Source organism: Sphingobacterium corticibacterium (genome assembly GCF_004208525.1).
In the GTDB taxonomy this organism is placed as follows: Bacteria; Bacteroidota; Bacteroidia; order Sphingobacteriales; family Sphingobacteriaceae; genus Sphingobacterium; species Sphingobacterium corticibacterium.
Map to the genome: position 1 here is coordinate 1,765,226 of NZ_SGIT01000001.1, position 17,441 is coordinate 1,782,666.

Below are 17,441 nucleotides of genomic sequence, written 5' to 3' on the forward strand. Positions count from 1 at the left end.
AAGAAAATTTTAAAACCAATGCAGAAGAACTATAATAAACTCCTGACCTATGCCTATAATATCGTTGGTTCTTACGAAGATGCCAGAGATTTGGTACAGGATGTACTTGAAAAATACATTACATTGGATAAATCAGACATTCGCCACGAATCCAACTTTTTGATTAAAAGCACGATTAATCATGCCATAAATTTTAAAAACCGTCAAAGTAAAAAGGAGGTTTTCGGCGAATGGCTCCCCGAACCTGTTTCGTTTGAAAATGCTGATACAAAACTCATAAAAGAAGAAACTGCCACTTATACCATGCTCGTATTGCTCGAGTACCTAAACCCAAAAGAAAGAGCGGCTTTCATATTGAAAGAGGGCTTCGATTATTCCCATGCAGAGATAGCCGAACTGCTTGAAATAAGCGCAGAAAATTCACGCCAGCTATTAAGCAGGGCCAACAAACAATTAAAAGATAGTAAATACACAAATTATATCCCCCATTCGGGTCAATCATTTGAGAGCCTGGGCAAGTATCAGAAAGCATTAGCTCAAGCTGATATCCTAGAATTGCAAAACTTATTGGTAAACGACATAAAACTAAGTGCGGACGGGGGTACTAAAGTGCAGGTAGTGAGCGGTTCGGAAATAGGAAAAGCGGCTACAGCCACTTTATTGGTTTATGTACAGCAGCATTTTCTGATGGGCAAAACATTTACCTTTCAATTTTTCAATCATCAGCCTGCTATCTGTTTTTGGGAACATGAAAAGCTCCATAACTGTCATATCCTCCAATTAAGCGCAGATGGATTAATACAGAAAATATATTCCATTGTAGACCCGGATAAGCTAAAAAATATTACCAAGTTGTCACATATTTAGCAATCAAACTGTCTTCCATAGAAAGAGTAAAAAAGATGAAGACATTATTGCGAATTGACAGTAGCTTACGTTTAAAAAACTCCTATTCCCGCAATGCGGGAGACAATTTTGTACGGGCATGGAAAGAACTAAATCCGGGAGGGAGCATCAGCATACGGGAAGTCGGCACCTCCCACATTCCCCATCTTGAGCAGGAAGTACTTGAGAAATTTTATACTGCCGGGGATACTTCAGACCGCCTAAAATTGTCTGACCAGTTGATAGCAGAACTATTCGGATGTGATGAAATCCTTATCACAGTGCCTATGTATAATTTTGGTATTCCCTCTTCGCTGAAAGCATATTTCGACTTGGTGTTGCGTACAGGTAAAACTTTCAGATACGACGAGGACAAAGCAATCGGATTGCTGCAAAATAAAAAAACATACATTCTCTCCACTATGGGGGAACTGGATTCAGCTTTGCCCAATCTAGTAGAAATGCATCTACAGCAGATATTAAACTTCATTGGCATTAGGGATATTTACTACTATTCATTGAACGGAACGGATGATAAAGAATCTGCCAAACAACAACTAAACCATCAAATAGAATTATTTACGAACATCTTAAACAAATAAAAATGGAACAGGCAGAAAAAGTAATCGAAGCATTTGTAAAAGCTGGCGACAATCGTGATGTAGCAGCATTGGAAAGTATCTTACATCACGGCTTTCAGAATATACAGGACGGGTTTTTCGATGAGAGGGGGATTTTTGTATTCTCAAAATCTGACTATATCGAACTCATCCGTACCAAGCGATTCGGAGGAAGCCCAAGGAGCTTGATCATAAACAACATAAAGCAATCAGACAATATGGCTATTGCACGAGTAATTTTGGAGAGTCAGTTTCTTATCTTTCATTCATTGATAATATGCATTCGGGATAATGGACATTGGAAAATAATAAATAACACACCTACGATAGAAGTAAAATAACAGAAATCTGTGATGGGCATCAACATGCATGGTTAATCTTCCTCATTGGCATGGGGCTACTCCCGATGAGGCGGAGCTTTGGTTTATTGTTTACGAATGCTAATTGCTTTCTTTTGTTAAGGCAGGTATTACTTTTATGTATATCAGTTCAAAGAAAATTTCAACGATTGTCTGTGTGACAATTACGACCGCTACCAATTGATTTTCGGGAGCAGGTAAAGCAAGAGCCAAAGGCAAGACGACTAATGAATTCCTTGTACTTGTGGAAAATGAAATTGCTCTTGACCCATAAAAATGAACCCCGAATATTTTGGCTGACAATTTTCCGATAAATGGTGCGATAACCGCAAACGCTACATAAATAGGAACAACGTTTAAGATTGGTTCGGGATTGTTATACAATACTCCGATTTGAGAAGCAATGATAACAAAAAAAGTCAGCGCCATAAACGGAACAGGCAACCATCCCGAAAAATCTAAAATTGCATTTCCGGCTTTGTTGTTTGATTTTGATACCACTTGTGTTATAATCGAAAGCAGAAACGGAATGACGATTAAATAAAGAAATGCTTTTAAGAATGGTGTTATCTCAATGATGTGTATTGTTTCTTTTCCAAGAAAAAGCCATAAGTATAAAGGCAACAATAACATCTGAAAAATGAACAGTAAGGGAGTGGAAGCCAAAACAGCTTTGGAGTTGCCTTTTCCCAAATGCGAAAAAACAATTACATAATCAATGCAGGGCGTAAGCAGAACCAAAAGTATTCCGAGCGTTACTATTGATGTTGTTGGAAAAACGCTTATTAAAACCCAAACCAATAGAGGGATTAGCACAAAATTCCCAAATAACAAAGCCTTGAAAAAAGAACGGTCTTTTAGTGCTTGCTTCAACTCTAAAAACGGAATTTGGCAAAACATACTGTAAAGCAAAATTCCGATTATAGGTTCGATGGTTTTTTCGAGGATGTTACTATTGTTCCAATATAGCCCGACAAAGGCACTTATTATGAGTGTGATAATGTATATGCCGATTTGCTTTTCTTCAAGTACTTCCCTGCTAATCATTTAAAGTCCAAGTTCTGAAATAATAAAGTCTGACTATTGCTGTTTCCTTACGCTTTTGAAGTTCAACTGATTCAACAGCCTCAAATCTTCCAATAAAAGGTTCGAGTTTCGTACCAAAGGGTTCACAAAAAAAGCAACTCTAAAGGGGTTGCTTTTTTTGTATTTCTACCCGCCGATTTTGTTCCCTCCCACTTTCTGTATCGTTGGATGCGACCGGTTTGGAAGCACCAAATCCTCTAGCGCTAAGATTTTCGGATGGTACTCCGGCGTTGACGATATAAAGCTTGACCGCATTGGCCCTGTCCTCAGATAGCGATTGGTTGTATTGGGCCGTACCCTCGACGGATGAATGACCATTGATGATAAAATTGGCCGACGGATCTTTCTGCATTTCTCGGACGATATTATCCAACACCATATACGACTCAGTTTTGAGTACACTAGAATCAAATTCAAACAGGACGTTCTTGAAATTGAAATTCGGTTTTTCGACCACAGGTTCAGGGTCTCTACGTGGTTCTTCCTGAGCAATGACAGGTTCTTCCACTACCTCTACAGGTTCTTCCCGTACGGGTGTCTGTTCAATCTGGCTACTTGGATTAACCATGATTTTTTTGGACTTGCAGGCAGACAGGTGTAAGACTAATAGCACGCAACTTGTTGCTAAAAGGCTTTTTATTATACGCTTCATAGTATGTTCCTTTATTAACGTGTATACTCCAAAGATACTATATATTCTTTTATCCTCCCTAGCAAAACGTATGATTTTGGCTGTATGCTATACACTTGGAGGTAAACTGTCCTTTTATTGCTCCGTGAATAAAACTAGCCGCAATCACAGAAGTGGAAAAGCTAAATCTTTTGGAGCAGCTATTCCTAATTATAACTGCTGTAAGGCCTGTTTTACATTATGCTTGTTAGGTTTAGAAATGGGTATTTTTTCACCGGATAATAAGAGTAGAATACCGCCGTCTTCTCTTAACCAGCTCTTCACATATCTTGGATTTACCAAGTGGCTTTGATGCGTTCTTAAAAATCCGTTGGGACACAGTAAATCTGCATATTCTTTAAGTGATTTAGAAATGTTGGGTTTAATTTTCATCAAACTTGCCACAATAATAGCAAAACTAAAACCATAAAACAGCAAAGGCAGTGTTTGAATTAGTAAATGTAATATTCTATGCAGTATTTGAAATGTAGACTATCTTTCAATTGGATTAACCTTCTTAAATCTTCCAGTAAAAGGTTCGAGCTCCGTACCAGCGGGATAAGGACCCAGGGGTTCGATTAAGAGAAGTATTAGAAATAAAAGGTGTATTATTTCATTATCGTGGGCAAAGATGAAATGGGAATCTTATATTCGATGTACAAGAAACTCTCCCCAACTTTTTCTATTTCCTTAAATAGGGTCAATCAGCCTTTAGTTTTACTATTCCTGCTTTATAAAGGTTAATTGCTTTTTGTAAGATTTCTTCAATTATTTCAATGGGCAAATCTTTGTTTGGATTAACCCTGAAAATCTTCATTCGGGAACGGTTGCCTTCTTCCAGTGCGTAGTGGTCAAGAAGCTTTCCTTCTACCATAAGGATATAGGGTTCGTCCGTCTTTTTATCTGTCCATAGATAGCAAAACATTTTTTTCTTATAGCAGAAGCAGGGCATTCCCCACTTCTGCGTTTCCGTAATGTCTGTGTCGTGATTAAGAATAATGTCTCTTAATGCAAGCAAGCAACTCTTGTTCGGTTCTTCTTTGCTCAGATAGTAATTGTGAAGTTCTTCTCGCATTCTCTACTTATTTTACAGCAATTAAAAAGTCAATCTCTGCATCTGCTGGATTCTGAGCTTTTTCTCCAAAAACTTCAAAGTCAGCGGTAAAAGTCCTGTCTAAATTCATTTTCCAAATTTCTGTCCATTTGTCCACAATTAGCCTTTTCATTAAATCCCCTTTGGCAGATACTTTTACATAGCTTCCACCGTCAAACGATTTGCCAATCATTCCGTTAGGAATCTCGTTTATGTTTACTACTTTGCAACCCAAAATTGCCGTATAAGGCTTTGCATGGTTGCTTTCATAGTCGGTGTATATAGAATATACTGTATTGTCAATTTTGTTCGGAATTGCTTCCAAAATTTTTTCATTCATAAACCTGCCCCACAAATCTGCAATTTCCTTTTCAGCCTGTCCGTTTTCGTTTGTAGTTCTTACCGAAATTCCAATTATATTGAATGGCTCAATTTTTACTTTGTTCATTTTTATTGATTTTTAGTGTTACACCACAAAATTAAAATCAAGTTACGACAACAGTATGTCAAGGGTTTGAAAAATATTTTTCACGACACATTTCAAAATATTTTTCCAAAGTAATTTTGTGGGGTTTAAACGTCTCGCTAACTACATGGATCTTTTTTATTCTGTCAAGTCTAAAAGCCCTATATTCCTTGCGTAATCGGCAAAATGCAATAAGCAACCAATTCTCCTGTGTACTGTACAAGGCAAAAGGCTCAATCATTCTACTTGTATTTTTATTCTTTTCGTCGAAATATTGTATTTCTGCCAAACGGAAGTTAGTTAGCGCGAATTGTAAATCCGATAAATAATTACTTGTTTTTTCATTTCCGTTGTTTTGTCTAAATTGAACCCTTTCAGAAAGCAAATTGGCTTTATCTTTTATACTGTATTTTAGAACCGCTTTTATTTTGTGAATGGCTTCTGTATAATCTTTAATGAACGAAGTGTCCTTATTTTTTAAGACTAATTGTTCTGCTGTAATTAACGCGTTGGCTTCACTCTCTGTAAATGTAACAGGTGGAAGCCTATAATGTTCCATTAGAGTATAACCTCTCCCGTCCTCCGTTACAATAGGAACTCCAGCTTGTTCCAAAGCTCTAATATCACGATAAATTGTGCGTTTACTTACCGAAAATCTGTCTGCAAGTTCGGAGGAGGTTAATAGGCGTTTAGTCTGCAACTGTGTGAGTATTGCAGTTAGTCGTGAAATTCGTTTTGTATCGTTGTCATTCATTATCAATACTGAAATTACAAAGGTATTAATAAAGTTTTTGCACCGTTCTTTTAACTCAATAACATTTTCTACTAATTTTTAGTAATATTATTGTGGCTCGCAATTATTTTGGTAGGATGCAACAACTCCTCTTCCACTGAAAAGGCAGAATCGGCTAATATAATGAATGGCAAGCTCCACCGCATTTTTGAGAACTGCCCTTGCAGGGTTAGTTTTCATTTTTTCTATGGACTGTTCAAAATATTTTTGCAGTTGGGCAATCCCTGTATCTTTTCCGAAAAGAGACGCTTTGAACGGATTCCTGTTTTTAACCTTTGATATATTTACTAAAAGTTTATTTTATAATCGGAACATTATGCTTTTCGGCATAAGGTATGGCGTAGCTGTCCAATCGCTCGAACCGGATCTGCATTTCTCCATCGTGTTTTGCAAACAGGTTATCAATAGCAACTTGAATTTCTTCCGATGGCTTTTCCTCATCGATCATCGCCGCAATTTCAAGATATTCGTTTTCAAAAACGCTTTTGCTGTATCTGAATACTTCCAACGATGCTTCTATCAGTTCTTTATTATCTCCTTTTGCCGATAGACCTTCAACCTTTTTTAAGTTTTCGTCAATGGTTGCAATGACATATTGCTGGACATACGCTACCGCAGTTCCCTTTGTTACCGCGCCATCTTTATAAACGGTGATATTGTTCTTTGCTTTCTTCTCCATCAGTTCGTTAAAGAACTTTGGCGAATAGTACGTTGTAATATTGTTGGTATTCAGCCAGGTCTGTGCGACCACCTTTTTGGGAGAGGGTCCGCAGGAAACCACACCGGTCAAAGCGACCAATAACAGGCATTTTATGTAATATATTTTTTTCATTTGAATAATTATTTATACTCAGGTGTTTTTTAATGGAAATGAAGCTTACACAAGCCATTTATTTATATCCTTTTTTGAGCGGTAGCTTATGCAGGACAGTGGCAAGTTTTCGGGGATTATATTTTCGGACCTTTATAGACGGATTTCACCAATGTATTGAATTCTTTTTTTACTTCTTTAAACGGATAGTTTTGAACGTCTGCCATAGTTTCCAGCTGATTTTTTACGCTCCTTTTTTGTTTGATGAGCTTATAGCCAATAACAAATAACCAAATGAGTAAAACAGCCATCACTACAACAACGAGGGCAATCAACTGATTTCTGGGTATACTATCCTGTAACATGCGAAAAATCCCTATCGTACCCAACATAAAGAATCCCGGTATCCTTACCGAGCTGCTCTGTTTCAGGTACTGCTCGTACGCTTTTAAAAGACTTTCCATCTCTTCTTGGTTGAAGTTGGGCAGATAATCAAAATCCAATTTTTCCGTGTTGCTGTTCATTTATCGTGCGATTTTATTAAAATGTCGGTAAAATGCGTCCATTAGGCCTATCTCATATCGATATTCAGCTTTGGCATCAGTAGTTATCATTTCATCTATTTAAACTTGCTTTTTTCTGTGATGAAGCTATCAGATTTTTCACCAGTGTATACAACGGTGTTCAAGACCTCGCAAGCTCGGTTTATTCAGCCTCTGTGTGGTCTGAAAAATCATGATGGTTTCATTTCCTCCGCAATTATTCAATCTGGTTCTTCCAATATGTGCATGAACCATGTGAAATTCCGTGTACTCTTTAATCCCGGATAATGTGTCTTTCTATATTTTATGTTCTAAAACGAAATTCGCTATAAAAATCAAAGTACAATAATTCAGCGTATAACATAGTGTATACAGGAATATTTTTGTATATACAAAACATCTACATCGAATTCATATTACTGACATTCAAGCACCTACACAATGCTTGGGTTGATATGCACGATCTTAGAAAGTGCTGTAACCTTACTATATTATCCCGGCCGTGGAGGCCGTAACGATGTGCTTCAGTTCCAAGATAAAATTAAACCGAACAAATAATTGTCTCATCTGTTCTGGTCATATATAACAAAAATTTTAACATTATGATACAGACAAAATTTCAAGATTGTATAGAAGCATGTGGAGAATGTGCCGTGTTCTGTAGCCAGTGTGCAGCTGCCTGTTTAAATGAAAAAGATCTCGAACACCTTAAAAAATGTATCCAATTGAATCTGGAATGCACTATCATCTGTGATGCTGCTGTAAAAGTTATGAGCATCGATGGACAGTTAAGTACAGAGCTCTGTAAAATATGTGCAGATATCTGTGAACGATGTGCAGACGAATGCGAAAAGCATGCAGGTATGGGCATGGAGCATTGCCGTGAGTGTGCTGAAGCTTGCCGCGTCTGTGCCAAAACATGTAAGGAGATGTCGGCGGCTTAGCCTCAGCCGAGGGATATTGTTTCGATACTTAATTTCAATAGTAGGAAACAGCCGAATCGCATGGCGTGGTGCTCATATGGTATTAATTTTCTATACAAAGCTGCTTAGATTGTATATCAAAATGAATTTAATTAGGTTTGTACAGTCGTTTCCGTACTTCCCAAATATGGTATTTGGGGTACGAGCAGAACTTCTTTGATTATTTCTTGAATGCTATTACCAAAAGACCAAGTATTTTAAAATTCCATATGAAAAAACCTGTAAGAATAAGAACGACACTCAGTAAAGGGGTCATTGTTCCAAGTTTGATTTTCATTGTGGGAATCTGTCTGTTGTCGGCTATTTTTCCGAACCTTACCGAAGACCTGCTCAGCACAATCAAAGATTTTATCTTTGTGAACCTGAATTACGTTTACGTCTGGTCGGTAACCATTTTTGTCTTGTTCTTAGTTTATCTGATGTTCAGTAAATATGGTAATATCCGGTTGGGAAGAAATGACAGCAAACCCACCTATTCCTTCTTTTCGTGGATTTCTATGCTTTTTGCTGCCGGTATGGGTATCGGGTTAATGTATTTCAGTGTTGCAGAACCGATGCAGCATTATTCAAATGAAGTTTTTTCGGGAAATACGGCTGTTCAGCGAGCCAAAGACGCACAGCTTTATACTTTCTTCCATTGGGGTATCCACGCTTGGGCTATATACGGGATTGTGGGGTTATCTTTAGCCTATTTTGCGTATCGCTATCGTTTACCCCTTTCCTTGCGGAGCTGTTTCTATCCTCTGTTGAAGAATAAGATAAAAGGCACATGGGGCAACACCATTGATGTATTCGCACTTTGCAGTACTTTTTTTGGAATTACCACCACATTGGGTTTCGGGGTTGTGCAGATCAATTCTGGTCTGGAAACACTGAATATCTTGCCGGGAAGCAGCTTTATCTATCAGGTGCTGATTGTCGGTGTATTGGTTTCACTTTCTATTATATCTGCTGTAAGCGGAGTAGACAAAGGCGTACGGATATTGAGCAATATCAATATTGTAAGTGTTGTCATACTCTTACTTTTTGTTTTGATCCTCGGCCCTACGGTATATCTGATAGGAAGTTTCACGGAAGGGATCGGGACATATATCAATGAATTCTTTAGCCTGACATTCAACACGCATGTGTACGAAGAGAACACCCAGCAGTGGTTTTACGACTGGACAATACTGTACTGGGCATGGTGGATTTCGTGGTCGCCTTATGTCGGGCTATTTATCGCTAAAATTTCGAAGGGACGAACAATACGGGAGTTTGTAGCGGCGGTCTTGATTATCCCTACGTTGTTTAATTTTATCTGGATGACTGTTTTTGGAAACAGTGCGATATGGTTTGATGCTAACGTTGCCGACGGGGCGTTGAGCCAACTTGCTGGCAATCCGGATGCCCTGATGTTCCGTTTCTTGGAATATCTGCCATTAACCGAAATCGCCAGTTTTTTGACGATTGCTATTATCATTATCTTCTTTGTCACTTCTGCCGATTCGGGTATGTTCGTCATGAATAGTATAGCGACAAAAAACGCCCGGATATCTCCGAAATGGCAGACCATCGGCTGGGGTGTGCTGCTTGCCGTATTGGCACTGATGCTATTGAACGCTGGCGGACTGACGGCCCTGCAAAGTATGACATTGATTACGGCGTTGCCGTTTTCGATTATCATGCTGCTGTTCATCGTCAGCCTGATAAAAGCACTGTCCATTGACAGAAGCTATTACGAACGTGATTTTTCAGCAACGACCATACCTTGGTCAGGCGAGTTTTGGAAAGAGCGTCTGAAACAGATCGTCTCCTTCAGTGATAAGAAGTCTGTCGTTGGTTTTATCAATACAACAGTTAGAGATGCCTTTATGGAATTGCAGGAGGAGTTTTCCAAAAATGATGTCGAGGCTAAAGTTAATCTCTATGAAAATCCCCATAGAATAGAGATAGAGATTAAATATGATGTTGTAAATAATTTTTTGTACGGGGTAAAAGGAGAATCGAGAATTGTATCCGATTACCTGCTGAATGAAGAAAACTTACCGGATATAGAAGGAAACCAAACTTTTTTTCCTAAATCCTATTTTGGCGATGACCGCGAGGGATATGATGTACGGTTTTTTACCAAAAACGAATTGATTTCCGATGTACTGAAACATTACGAGCGGTTTATAGAGATTATTTCTGAAGAACGCAATGAAATGTTTATCAGTAGCAATACCAACCGTAGGTTCAGATAACGATCGTAGGACGATAACTTAAACGCATTTTTCTTTTTCCTATATTTACTTTTCTATAAAAACACCCGTCAGAATATGAGCAAAATCCTTCGTTTCTTTGACCTTCATAATGGGGAAGACAAAAAGGAAACCGTACTGGAGAGTGTTGTCAGCAACATTTCCTTCCGTGGTGCCAATGCCTGGATACTGGCCTGTGCCATTGTTATTGCATCCATTGGCCTGAACGTCAACTCCACCGCAGTGATCATCGGCGCTATGCTGATTTCCCCGTTAATGGGGCCGATCGTAGGTGCGGGATTTGCATTGGGAACGTTCGACTTTGCCCTGCTTCAGAAGTCGATCAAAAATCTCTTGATTGCAACAGGTATAAGCCTTTTGGTCTCGTTCCTTTATTTTTCCCTGAGTCCGTTCAAGGAGGCACAGTCTGAGCTTTTAGCCCGTACTTCACCGAATATCTATGATGTACTGATAGCTTTTTTTGGAGGTCTGGTCGGTGTTATAGCTACTACGCGCGTGAACAAAGGTAACCCAATACCGGGAGTAGCGATTGCCACGGCATTAATGCCTCCTCTCTGCACGGCCGGCTACGGACTGGCTATAGGGAACATAAATTATTTCGCAGGCGCATTGTATCTGTATATCATTAATTGCGTGTTTATCTGTCTGGCGACATTCGTCATCGTTAAGTACCTCCGCTATCCCAAAATGCACTATGTGGATAAGCAGAAAGAGAAGCGGATTACGCAGAGCATAACCATTATTACGCTTATATTGGTATTGCCTAGTCTTTATTTCGCATACAAACTGCTACAGGAGAGAAAATATACCTACAAGGTACATGATTTTGTCCAACAAGAACTCACCGAAAAGGGCTATACGGTGATTTACGAAAGATTATTACAGAATACCTCGCCAAAGCGTTTAGAACTCGCCTTTTTAGCAAAGAAATTCAGCGAGAGCGAAATAAATAGCTTGGAGAGATCTATGCAGACCTTTGGCATAGAGAATACCGAGCTCATCATACGACAGGACAGTCTGGACCTTAGATCGAGTATTCTGAATGAGATTAATCAGAGCAATACTTCTGTAAATGAAAAGGACCTGACGATCCGTGCATTGAACAACAGGTTGGCGAAATATGATATGATGGATGACAGGTTACGTAGCAATATGACGATTCTTTTTCCCGAGGTCAATAAGTATAGCATCGGCATCCAAAACCAATATGTAACGCAGGATAGCCTCGCCAAATATATTGCCTTCATATACTCCACAACGGAAGCATTCACGGGAGAACAGGATAACAAACTTCAAGAATGGATAAAAAGTCAGTTTCCGCAGGACAGTTTAGAATTTATTAAGAAGACATCCGGCGAAGAAAGGCCGTGAACTTATTGGCTCGATAATAATGATCGCGCGTGAGAAAGTAAATCATGGTTGCGTCTTTCTATCAAAGAAAAGCTTTGATATGGTCGTTGTAACCATATATGGCGAGAATATCTCCCTCTTCCAAGACCGTATCGGGCTGCGGTACGCCGTGCAGCACGGTCGTTACCATATTTTTTCCGAACGAGGTACGCTGTTCGGTACTCTTTAAGATCGTGAGCACCAACAGTTCATACTTTTCCCGGAAACCAATCTCCTGTATGGACTTGCCTACATATTTTTGGGGAACGACAACCTCGACAATGGAATAGTTGCTGTTCAGTTCGAAAGAATCAACAAGACCGGTCATACAGAGGCGCTTTGACCAGCGTTCGGCAGATTCCTCCTCGGGATGGGCAATCTCGGAAATACCCAGCGCTCCCAGTACCTTTTCATGCAGCCGGTTGACGGCCCTGCTGATCAGACGCTTGACCTGGGCCTCCTTGCACAATGCAGAGACCATGATATTTGCTCCTTCATCTTCTCCGATCGCCACCACTACGACATCCGTATTCTTCAGCGGCAAGGTATAAAAAGCGGTTTCATCGGTCGCGTCCAGACAGATGGTATGGGTGATTTTCTCCTTCAACGCGCTGATCTTTTCCATACGCTGATCGACACCGACTACCTCATTGCCCTGCATCGTCAGCTTTTCCGCCAGTGATGCGCCAAAATTCCCCAATCCTACAACGATAAACTTCATAACATTTCCTAATAGATAGTAAGCTCTTCCTGAGCATACCTGTAATGTGTGTATTTTATTTTTTTGATAAAAGCGATAAGTACGGATAGCATCGTTACCCGCCCCACGAACATGACAATGATCAGCACGATCTTGCTACCGGCCACAAAACCACTTGTTACGCCAAGGGACAGCCCTACGGTGCTATACGCAGAAAAACACTCGAATGCAATTTCAAGCAATGGACGGTTTGGTTCAAAAAATGAAATTGAAAAAATAGCTACGCCAATAGTAAACAGTGACAGAAACATCGTTGCAAAAGCTCTTTTTATAGATATAATTCCTATCTCCCGTCCGAAAACCTCGGTACGGTCCTTTCCCCTGGCAAGGCTCAACACATTCATGACGGCCAAGGCAATCGTACTTGTTTTGATCCCTCCCCCGGTGGAGTTGGGAGAAGCGCCTATCCACATCAGCAGCATGACAAAGATGATCGTTGAGAACTGCAGTGCGCCGAAGTCTATGCTGTTGAATCCTGCAGTCCTTGGTGTAGTTGCTGTAGAAAAGGCGATTACTAATTTTCCTATACCCTGATGGGAAGAGAGGACGTGGCCATACTCGTTTACGTAGATTATCAAAGTCGCGAAGAAGGTTATAATCCCCGTAGTAACCAGGTTAATCTTGCTGTTGATGTTCAGTACCCAAGGTCGGTGGAAGCTTCCCTTCAATGTCCATTTTCCGATCAACCTTCTATAAACATGCCTGCTATACTGGAGTACGTTTACCACGATAGGGAATCCCAGCCCTCCGAAGATATAAATGAGGGATATAACAAACTGTAGGCTATAGTTATGTACAACGGTGCCTTCCATCAGGCCGTTGGACAACGTAGAAAACCCTGCGTTGCAGAAAGAGGAGATGGCGTGGAATAACGAAAAAAATATCCGGTTGCCCAGGGACATCCCGTTCCCATCGCCCAAGCTCCAGAAAACCCCCAATGCGCCGACCAGTTCAATCCCCAATGTGATCCAGACCATCCGACGGAGCAGCACAAAGACCTCCGACATCCGTTCGGTATTCGAATAAGCGCCTACGGTCAGCTGGCTTTCGTAAGTGCTGCCGCCCTTCAGGAAATAGGTGAACAATGCGGCGAAAGAGAGGATGCCTATCCCGCCGGCCTGGATGAGCAGCATGATGATCAGCTGTCCCCAGAACGTAAAATGGGTTGCCGTATCGACCACGATCAATCCCGTGACACAAACCGCGCTTGTTGAGGTGAAAAGGGCATCAATCCATGACAACGGTTGGTTCAGTGCCAGCGGCAGCTTCAAAAGACAGGTGCCGGCTGCGATCAGCAGCAAAAAGCTGGATATGAACAGCTGGGCCGGATTATAGAAACGTTTTTTCACCACTATTTTAGAAATGCGGGGTAAAGCTAACGGTTTTTCTTTTATTCCCAAAAAGGGAAAAACAGTATTTCTTTCCCCATATTTAAAGGTTTTCTATCATTTATTTTTCGCGCCCGACGATCTCCCGCACCTTTTCAAATTCTCCTTCGACCTCCCCTGGGACACGTCCGGTTATCAAAGAGACCACCACGGTAGTTAGAAAACTCAGTAAAAAGCCGGGAATAATTTCATAGACGTCCTTATAGGCGTGCGGTACATAAACCCATAGGAGTACCGTCGCTCCGCCTACCAGCATGCCGCTCAGTGCACCCATTGCTGTTGTACGCTTCCAAAGCAATGAGAGGATAACGAGCGGGCCAAAGGCCGCTCCAAATCCCGCCCATGCATTGCCAACAAGACCCAGGATACTTTCCTGTGGATCCAGCGCCAACAGGAAGGCTACCACGGCAACAACAAGCACCGATATACGGCTCATGATGAGCATATTTTTGGCCGTAGCATGTTTGTTGAAAAAAGTTTTATAGATATCCTCTGTCATCGAACTGGAGGTCACCAGAAGCTGCGAAGATATCGTGCTCATCACTGCCGCCAGGATAGCGGAGAGCAAAAAGCCACCGATGAGCGGATGGAAAAGCGCTTTGGACAGGTATATGAATATCGTTTCGGAAAGTTCCCGTGAGGCATCAAATTTCAACATGGTATCCGTGTCAAACCGCTGGAGGTAGGCGATCCCAAAAAAGCCGAGTAGCAGGGAACCTAGAACAGTTCCGATCATCCATGTCATGCCCACACGTCTGGCTTTTTTAATGTCCTTTACGCTATCGATCGCCATAAAACGGACGAGGATATGCGGCTGACCGAAATACCCCAGTCCCCAGGCCAATAGAGAAACAATGGATATAGCGGTAGTTCCCCGTAGCATGTCCATATAATTGGTGTCCTTGGTATAGATGGTGTCCATCGTTTCCCCTATACCACCCAATTGAAAAATAACAACGGTGGGTATCAGCAACAGCGCTATGACCATGATCGTTCCCTGCACGGCATCCGTCAGGCTTACGGCCATAAAGCCACCGATGAATGTATAGAACACCACGACAAGCGAAGTAACCCAAAGGCCGATACTGTAATCCATCCCGAAAGCCGATTCGAACAACCTTCCGCCCGAAACCATTCCGGCAGAAGTATACAGTGTAAAAAACACCAGAATAAAGACGGAAGATACCAGCTTCAATAGCTGCGACTTATCACGGAAGCGGTTTTCAAAGAAGACAGGCAGCGTTATGGCATTTTTTGCAACTTCGGTATATACCCGCAGGCGCGGCGCAACGATAAGGTAGTTCAGGAACGCGCCGGTGGTAAGCCCGATGGCGAGCCATGAACCCGATAGCCCCATCATGTACATGGCACCCGGAAGCCCCATCAGGAGCCATCCGCTCATATCGGATGCCCCGGCGGACAGGGCGGTCACGAAGGGTCCCATCTTGCGTCCACCGATCAGAAATTCCTCCGAGTTACTCGTCGACTTTCGGTATCCGTAGATACCTATCATAATCATGATCAGTACATATAAACCAATAGAAATCAACTCATAAATATTCATGGGCATTGTTTTTTAGTGTGTTTTATGAAATAAAAACCTATTTCCACAAAAACGTGAACAAAAATAAAGTTAGGGGATTAAAGGTCACATCTTGTGCAAGCGGTTCGGGTAAAGGTATAAAAAAAATTATGCCTGACATGACCGGAAGACATGGTATTGTTTAGGTATAAACAAAATATATAATATTAGAAAAACAGATAGATACGCCCTATAATCTATGTTTTAGTGCCCGTTTTTTCCTACCTTAGTTCGATTGAAACCAAATACCATTAGATGCAGCAATTCATAGACCAGATCTATAACATCGTATGGAGCGATGCCCTCGTTTATCTCTGCCTTCTCGCAGGAATCTATTTCACCTTACGTTTCCGGTTTCCGCAGTTGCGCTATCTTCGGCATATGGTGCAGCTCCTGTTCACGGGTAACAGTTCAAAACGGGGAATATCTTCGTTCCAGGCTTTTGCCCTGGCGATATCCGGACGGGTCGGTACCGGTAATATTGCAGGTGTAGCAACAGCTATCGGCATGGGCGGTCCCGGAGCGGTATTCTGGATGTGGGCAATTGCTTTTCTCGGTAGTTCGTCCGCCATTATTGAGGCCTCCCTTGGACAGATGTACAAAGAAGTGAAAGATGGTCAGTATCGCGGTGGCCCGGCATTTTATATACTGAAAGGTCTCAACTCCAAAGTTTTTGCATGGACCTTTGCCATTGTCACGATTATCAGCACCGGCTTTCTTTTGCCAAGTGTTCAGAGCAACAGTATCTCACTGGCCGTCCATTCTTCTTTCGGTATCTCGCACCATATCATTGCTATTGTCCTGGTGTTACTTTTAGCGTTTATCATCATCGGCGGTGTCAAGCGTATAAGCCGCGTAGCCGAATATGTCGTACCGTTCATGGCGGGCGCCTATATACTGATGGCGGCCGTGATCATGGCACTCAATTTCTGGCAGATACCCAATGTCATTGCCCTGATATTCAATGCTGCTTTTAATACGGAATCAGCATTTGGCGGTATTATCGGTATGGCTATTTCTTGGGGTGTAAAGCGCGGCATTTACAGCAACGAGGCCGGGCAGGGAACAGCCCCCCACGCCGCATCGGCAGCAGCGGTAAGCCATCCCATCAAACAGGGGCTGGTACAAGGCTTCTCGGTTTATGTGGACACCCTTTTTGTCTGTACGGCAACAGCGTTCATGATCCTGTTCACGGGGCAGTTTAACGTCGCAGATCCCGACGGAGGTTTCATTGTCCAGAATTTAGGAGAGAAAATACAGGCCGGACCGGAATATACACAACTTGCCGTAGCAAGGCATTTTCCAATGATAGGCGATAGTTTTGTGGCGATTGCCCTTTTCTTTTTTGCCTTTACGACGATCATGGCCTACTATTATATTGCCGAGACCAATGTCAGTTTCGTAATGGGCGCTAGCCGGAATAAACTGCTGATATGGGCATTGCGCCTGCTTATCCTCGCATCGGTATATATGGGCTGTATATCCACGGCGGAATCGGCATGGACATTGGGGGATATAGGTGTAGGCGTTATGGCTTGGCTGAACGTTATCGCCATTATCTTCCTGCACAACAGGGTGCTGGTATTGCTGAAAGACTATGAGGCGCAGAGGCGCGAAGGGATAGACCCTGTATTCGACAGCTCAAAATATGATTTCCGTCGTATGGATTTCTGGAACCGAAAAAAATAATCTGTCCTTGAAATGCCCCTGTATGCCCGATATGTGCGGAATAACTTGTCAAAGCCACTGCGGCTTTGTATTTTTGGTAGAA

The 17,441-nt window shown here is 41.6% G+C and carries 18 protein-coding genes; 7 read left to right on the plus strand and 11 right to left on the minus strand.

Translation table 11 applies throughout. The annotated features are described in order from the left end of the window. Window positions 1–18 precede the first annotated feature (18 nt). From EWE74_RS07625 to EWE74_RS07635, 3 genes are read left to right on the plus strand one after another with little or no spacing between them, the layout of a single operon-like run. Complete coding sequence (locus EWE74_RS07625) at window positions 19–867, plus strand: sigma-70 family RNA polymerase sigma factor (protein WP_130140873.1); 849 nt, start codon at window positions 19–21, stop codon at window positions 865–867. A 35-nt stretch (window positions 868–902) separates the two neighbouring features. Continuing rightward, on the plus strand, window positions 903–1,487 hold the full coding sequence (locus EWE74_RS07630; RefSeq protein ID WP_130140874.1) for an FMN-dependent NADH-azoreductase: 585 nt from the start codon (window positions 903–905) through the stop codon (window positions 1,485–1,487). A gap of 2 nt (window positions 1,488–1,489) precedes the next feature. Further along, window positions 1,490–1,846: a nuclear transport factor 2 family protein gene (locus EWE74_RS07635; protein WP_130140875.1), complete on the plus strand. Its 357-nt coding sequence runs from the start codon at window positions 1,490–1,492 to the stop codon at window positions 1,844–1,846. A 99-nt stretch (window positions 1,847–1,945) separates the two neighbouring features. On the opposite strand, the gene EWE74_RS07640 is transcribed toward EWE74_RS07635, so the two are convergent. From EWE74_RS07640 to EWE74_RS07680, 8 genes are all read right to left on the minus strand, one after another. Next, window positions 1,946–2,911 (minus strand): arsenic resistance protein, encoded by a 966-nt coding sequence (locus tag EWE74_RS07640; RefSeq protein ID WP_130140876.1) that lies wholly within the window; start codon window positions 2,909–2,911, stop codon window positions 1,946–1,948. A 139-nt stretch (window positions 2,912–3,050) separates the two neighbouring features. Beyond that, window positions 3,051–3,602: an OmpA family protein gene (locus tag EWE74_RS07645; protein WP_130140877.1), complete on the minus strand. Its 552-nt coding sequence runs from the start codon at window positions 3,600–3,602 to the stop codon at window positions 3,051–3,053. Between the two features lie 189 nt (window positions 3,603–3,791). Next, complete coding sequence (locus EWE74_RS07650; protein WP_239018581.1) at window positions 3,792–4,013, minus strand: LytR/AlgR family response regulator transcription factor; 222 nt, start codon at window positions 4,011–4,013, stop codon at window positions 3,792–3,794. A gap of 307 nt (window positions 4,014–4,320) precedes the next feature. Continuing rightward, a complete protein-coding gene (locus EWE74_RS07655) occupies window positions 4,321–4,695 on the minus strand; it encodes a DUF1801 domain-containing protein (protein ID WP_130140878.1) in 375 nt (124 codons plus the stop codon). Between the two features lie 7 nt (window positions 4,696–4,702). Further along, a complete protein-coding gene (locus tag EWE74_RS07660) occupies window positions 4,703–5,161 on the minus strand; it encodes a GyrI-like domain-containing protein (protein WP_130140879.1) in 459 nt (152 codons plus the stop codon). A 58-nt stretch (window positions 5,162–5,219) separates the two neighbouring features. Next, on the minus strand, window positions 5,220–5,933 hold the full coding sequence (locus EWE74_RS07665) for a helix-turn-helix transcriptional regulator (protein WP_130140880.1): 714 nt from the start codon (window positions 5,931–5,933) through the stop codon (window positions 5,220–5,222). A gap of 334 nt (window positions 5,934–6,267) precedes the next feature. Next, on the minus strand, window positions 6,268–6,804 hold the full coding sequence (locus EWE74_RS07675) for a hypothetical protein (RefSeq protein WP_130140881.1): 537 nt from the start codon (window positions 6,802–6,804) through the stop codon (window positions 6,268–6,270). A 116-nt stretch (window positions 6,805–6,920) separates the two neighbouring features. Continuing rightward, entirely contained in the window at window positions 6,921–7,307 is a 387-nt protein-coding gene (locus tag EWE74_RS07680; protein ID WP_130140882.1) for a hypothetical protein, read from the minus strand. 620 nt (window positions 7,308–7,927) lie between these two features. On the opposite strand from EWE74_RS07680, the gene EWE74_RS07685 reads away from it, so the two are divergent. The 3 genes from EWE74_RS07685 to EWE74_RS07695 all read left to right on the plus strand — a co-directional run bounded on the left by EWE74_RS07685 (window position 7,928) and on the right by EWE74_RS07695 (window position 11,922). Further along, window positions 7,928–8,269 carry a four-helix bundle copper-binding protein gene (locus tag EWE74_RS07685; protein ID WP_130140883.1) on the plus strand — a complete coding sequence of 114 codons (342 nt, stop codon included), beginning with the start codon at window positions 7,928–7,930 and terminating at the stop codon, window positions 8,267–8,269. 248 nt (window positions 8,270–8,517) lie between these two features. Then, window positions 8,518–10,533 carry a BCCT family transporter gene (locus tag EWE74_RS07690; RefSeq protein WP_130140884.1) on the plus strand — a complete coding sequence of 672 codons (2,016 nt, stop codon included), beginning with the start codon at window positions 8,518–8,520 and terminating at the stop codon, window positions 10,531–10,533. Between the two features lie 75 nt (window positions 10,534–10,608). Continuing rightward, window positions 10,609–11,922 carry a TIGR00341 family protein gene (locus EWE74_RS07695; protein WP_130140885.1) on the plus strand — a complete coding sequence of 438 codons (1,314 nt, stop codon included), beginning with the start codon at window positions 10,609–10,611 and terminating at the stop codon, window positions 11,920–11,922. Window positions 11,923–11,983: 61 nt separating this feature from the next. Here EWE74_RS07695 and EWE74_RS07700 read toward each other — a convergent pair whose 3' ends face one another. The 3 genes from EWE74_RS07700 to putP are packed head-to-tail and all read right to left on the minus strand — an operon-like array spanning window position 11,984 to window position 15,652. Beyond that, window positions 11,984–12,661 (minus strand): potassium channel family protein, encoded by a 678-nt coding sequence (locus EWE74_RS07700; RefSeq protein WP_130140886.1) that lies wholly within the window; start codon window positions 12,659–12,661, stop codon window positions 11,984–11,986. Between the two features lie 8 nt (window positions 12,662–12,669). Continuing rightward, complete coding sequence (locus EWE74_RS07705) at window positions 12,670–14,100, minus strand: TrkH family potassium uptake protein (protein ID WP_206365166.1); 1,431 nt, start codon at window positions 14,098–14,100, stop codon at window positions 12,670–12,672. A 49-nt stretch (window positions 14,101–14,149) separates the two neighbouring features. Next, complete coding sequence (gene putP, locus EWE74_RS07710) at window positions 14,150–15,652, minus strand: sodium/proline symporter PutP (RefSeq protein ID WP_130140887.1); 1,503 nt, start codon at window positions 15,650–15,652, stop codon at window positions 14,150–14,152. A 273-nt stretch (window positions 15,653–15,925) separates the two neighbouring features. Here putP and EWE74_RS07715 point away from each other — a divergent pair, with 273 nt between their 5' ends. Beyond that, entirely contained in the window at window positions 15,926–17,359 is a 1,434-nt protein-coding gene (locus EWE74_RS07715; protein ID WP_130140888.1) for an alanine/glycine:cation symporter family protein, read from the plus strand. Window positions 17,360–17,441 lie beyond the last annotated feature (82 nt).

Excerpts from the sequence above, each read along its gene's own strand:
- EWE74_RS07685 (WP_130140883.1), top strand. The coding sequence starts at position 7,928 with ATGATACAGACAAAATTTCAAGATTGTATAGAAGCATGTGGAGAATGT.
- EWE74_RS07700 (WP_130140886.1), bottom strand. The coding sequence starts at position 12,661 with ATGAAGTTTATCGTTGTAGGATTGGGGAATTTTGGCGCATCACTGGCG.
- EWE74_RS07690 (WP_130140884.1), top strand. The coding sequence starts at position 8,518 with ATGAAAAAACCTGTAAGAATAAGAACGACACTCAGTAAAGGGGTCATT.
- EWE74_RS07695 (WP_130140885.1), top strand. The coding sequence starts at position 10,609 with ATGAGCAAAATCCTTCGTTTCTTTGACCTTCATAATGGGGAAGACAAA.
- EWE74_RS07625 (WP_130140873.1), top strand. The coding sequence starts at position 19 with ATGCAGAAGAACTATAATAAACTCCTGACCTATGCCTATAATATCGTT.
- EWE74_RS07640 (WP_130140876.1), bottom strand. The coding sequence starts at position 2,911 with ATGATTAGCAGGGAAGTACTTGAAGAAAAGCAAATCGGCATATACATT.
- EWE74_RS07660 (WP_130140879.1), bottom strand. The coding sequence starts at position 5,161 with ATGAACAAAGTAAAAATTGAGCCATTCAATATAATTGGAATTTCGGTA.
- putP (WP_130140887.1), bottom strand. The coding sequence starts at position 15,652 with ATGAATATTTATGAGTTGATTTCTATTGGTTTATATGTACTGATCATG.
- EWE74_RS07650 (WP_239018581.1), bottom strand. The coding sequence starts at position 4,013 with ATGAAAATTAAACCCAACATTTCTAAATCACTTAAAGAATATGCAGAT.
- EWE74_RS07645 (WP_130140877.1), bottom strand. The coding sequence starts at position 3,602 with ATGAAGCGTATAATAAAAAGCCTTTTAGCAACAAGTTGCGTGCTATTA.
- EWE74_RS07715 (WP_130140888.1), top strand. The coding sequence starts at position 15,926 with ATGCAGCAATTCATAGACCAGATCTATAACATCGTATGGAGCGATGCC.
- EWE74_RS07665 (WP_130140880.1), bottom strand. The coding sequence starts at position 5,933 with ATGAATGACAACGATACAAAACGAATTTCACGACTAACTGCAATACTC.
- EWE74_RS07680 (WP_130140882.1), bottom strand. The coding sequence starts at position 7,307 with ATGAACAGCAACACGGAAAAATTGGATTTTGATTATCTGCCCAACTTC.
- EWE74_RS07635 (WP_130140875.1), top strand. The coding sequence starts at position 1,490 with ATGGAACAGGCAGAAAAAGTAATCGAAGCATTTGTAAAAGCTGGCGAC.
- EWE74_RS07630 (WP_130140874.1), top strand. The coding sequence starts at position 903 with ATGAAGACATTATTGCGAATTGACAGTAGCTTACGTTTAAAAAACTCC.
- EWE74_RS07655 (WP_130140878.1), bottom strand. The coding sequence starts at position 4,695 with ATGCGAGAAGAACTTCACAATTACTATCTGAGCAAAGAAGAACCGAAC.
- EWE74_RS07675 (WP_130140881.1), bottom strand. The coding sequence starts at position 6,804 with ATGAAAAAAATATATTACATAAAATGCCTGTTATTGGTCGCTTTGACC.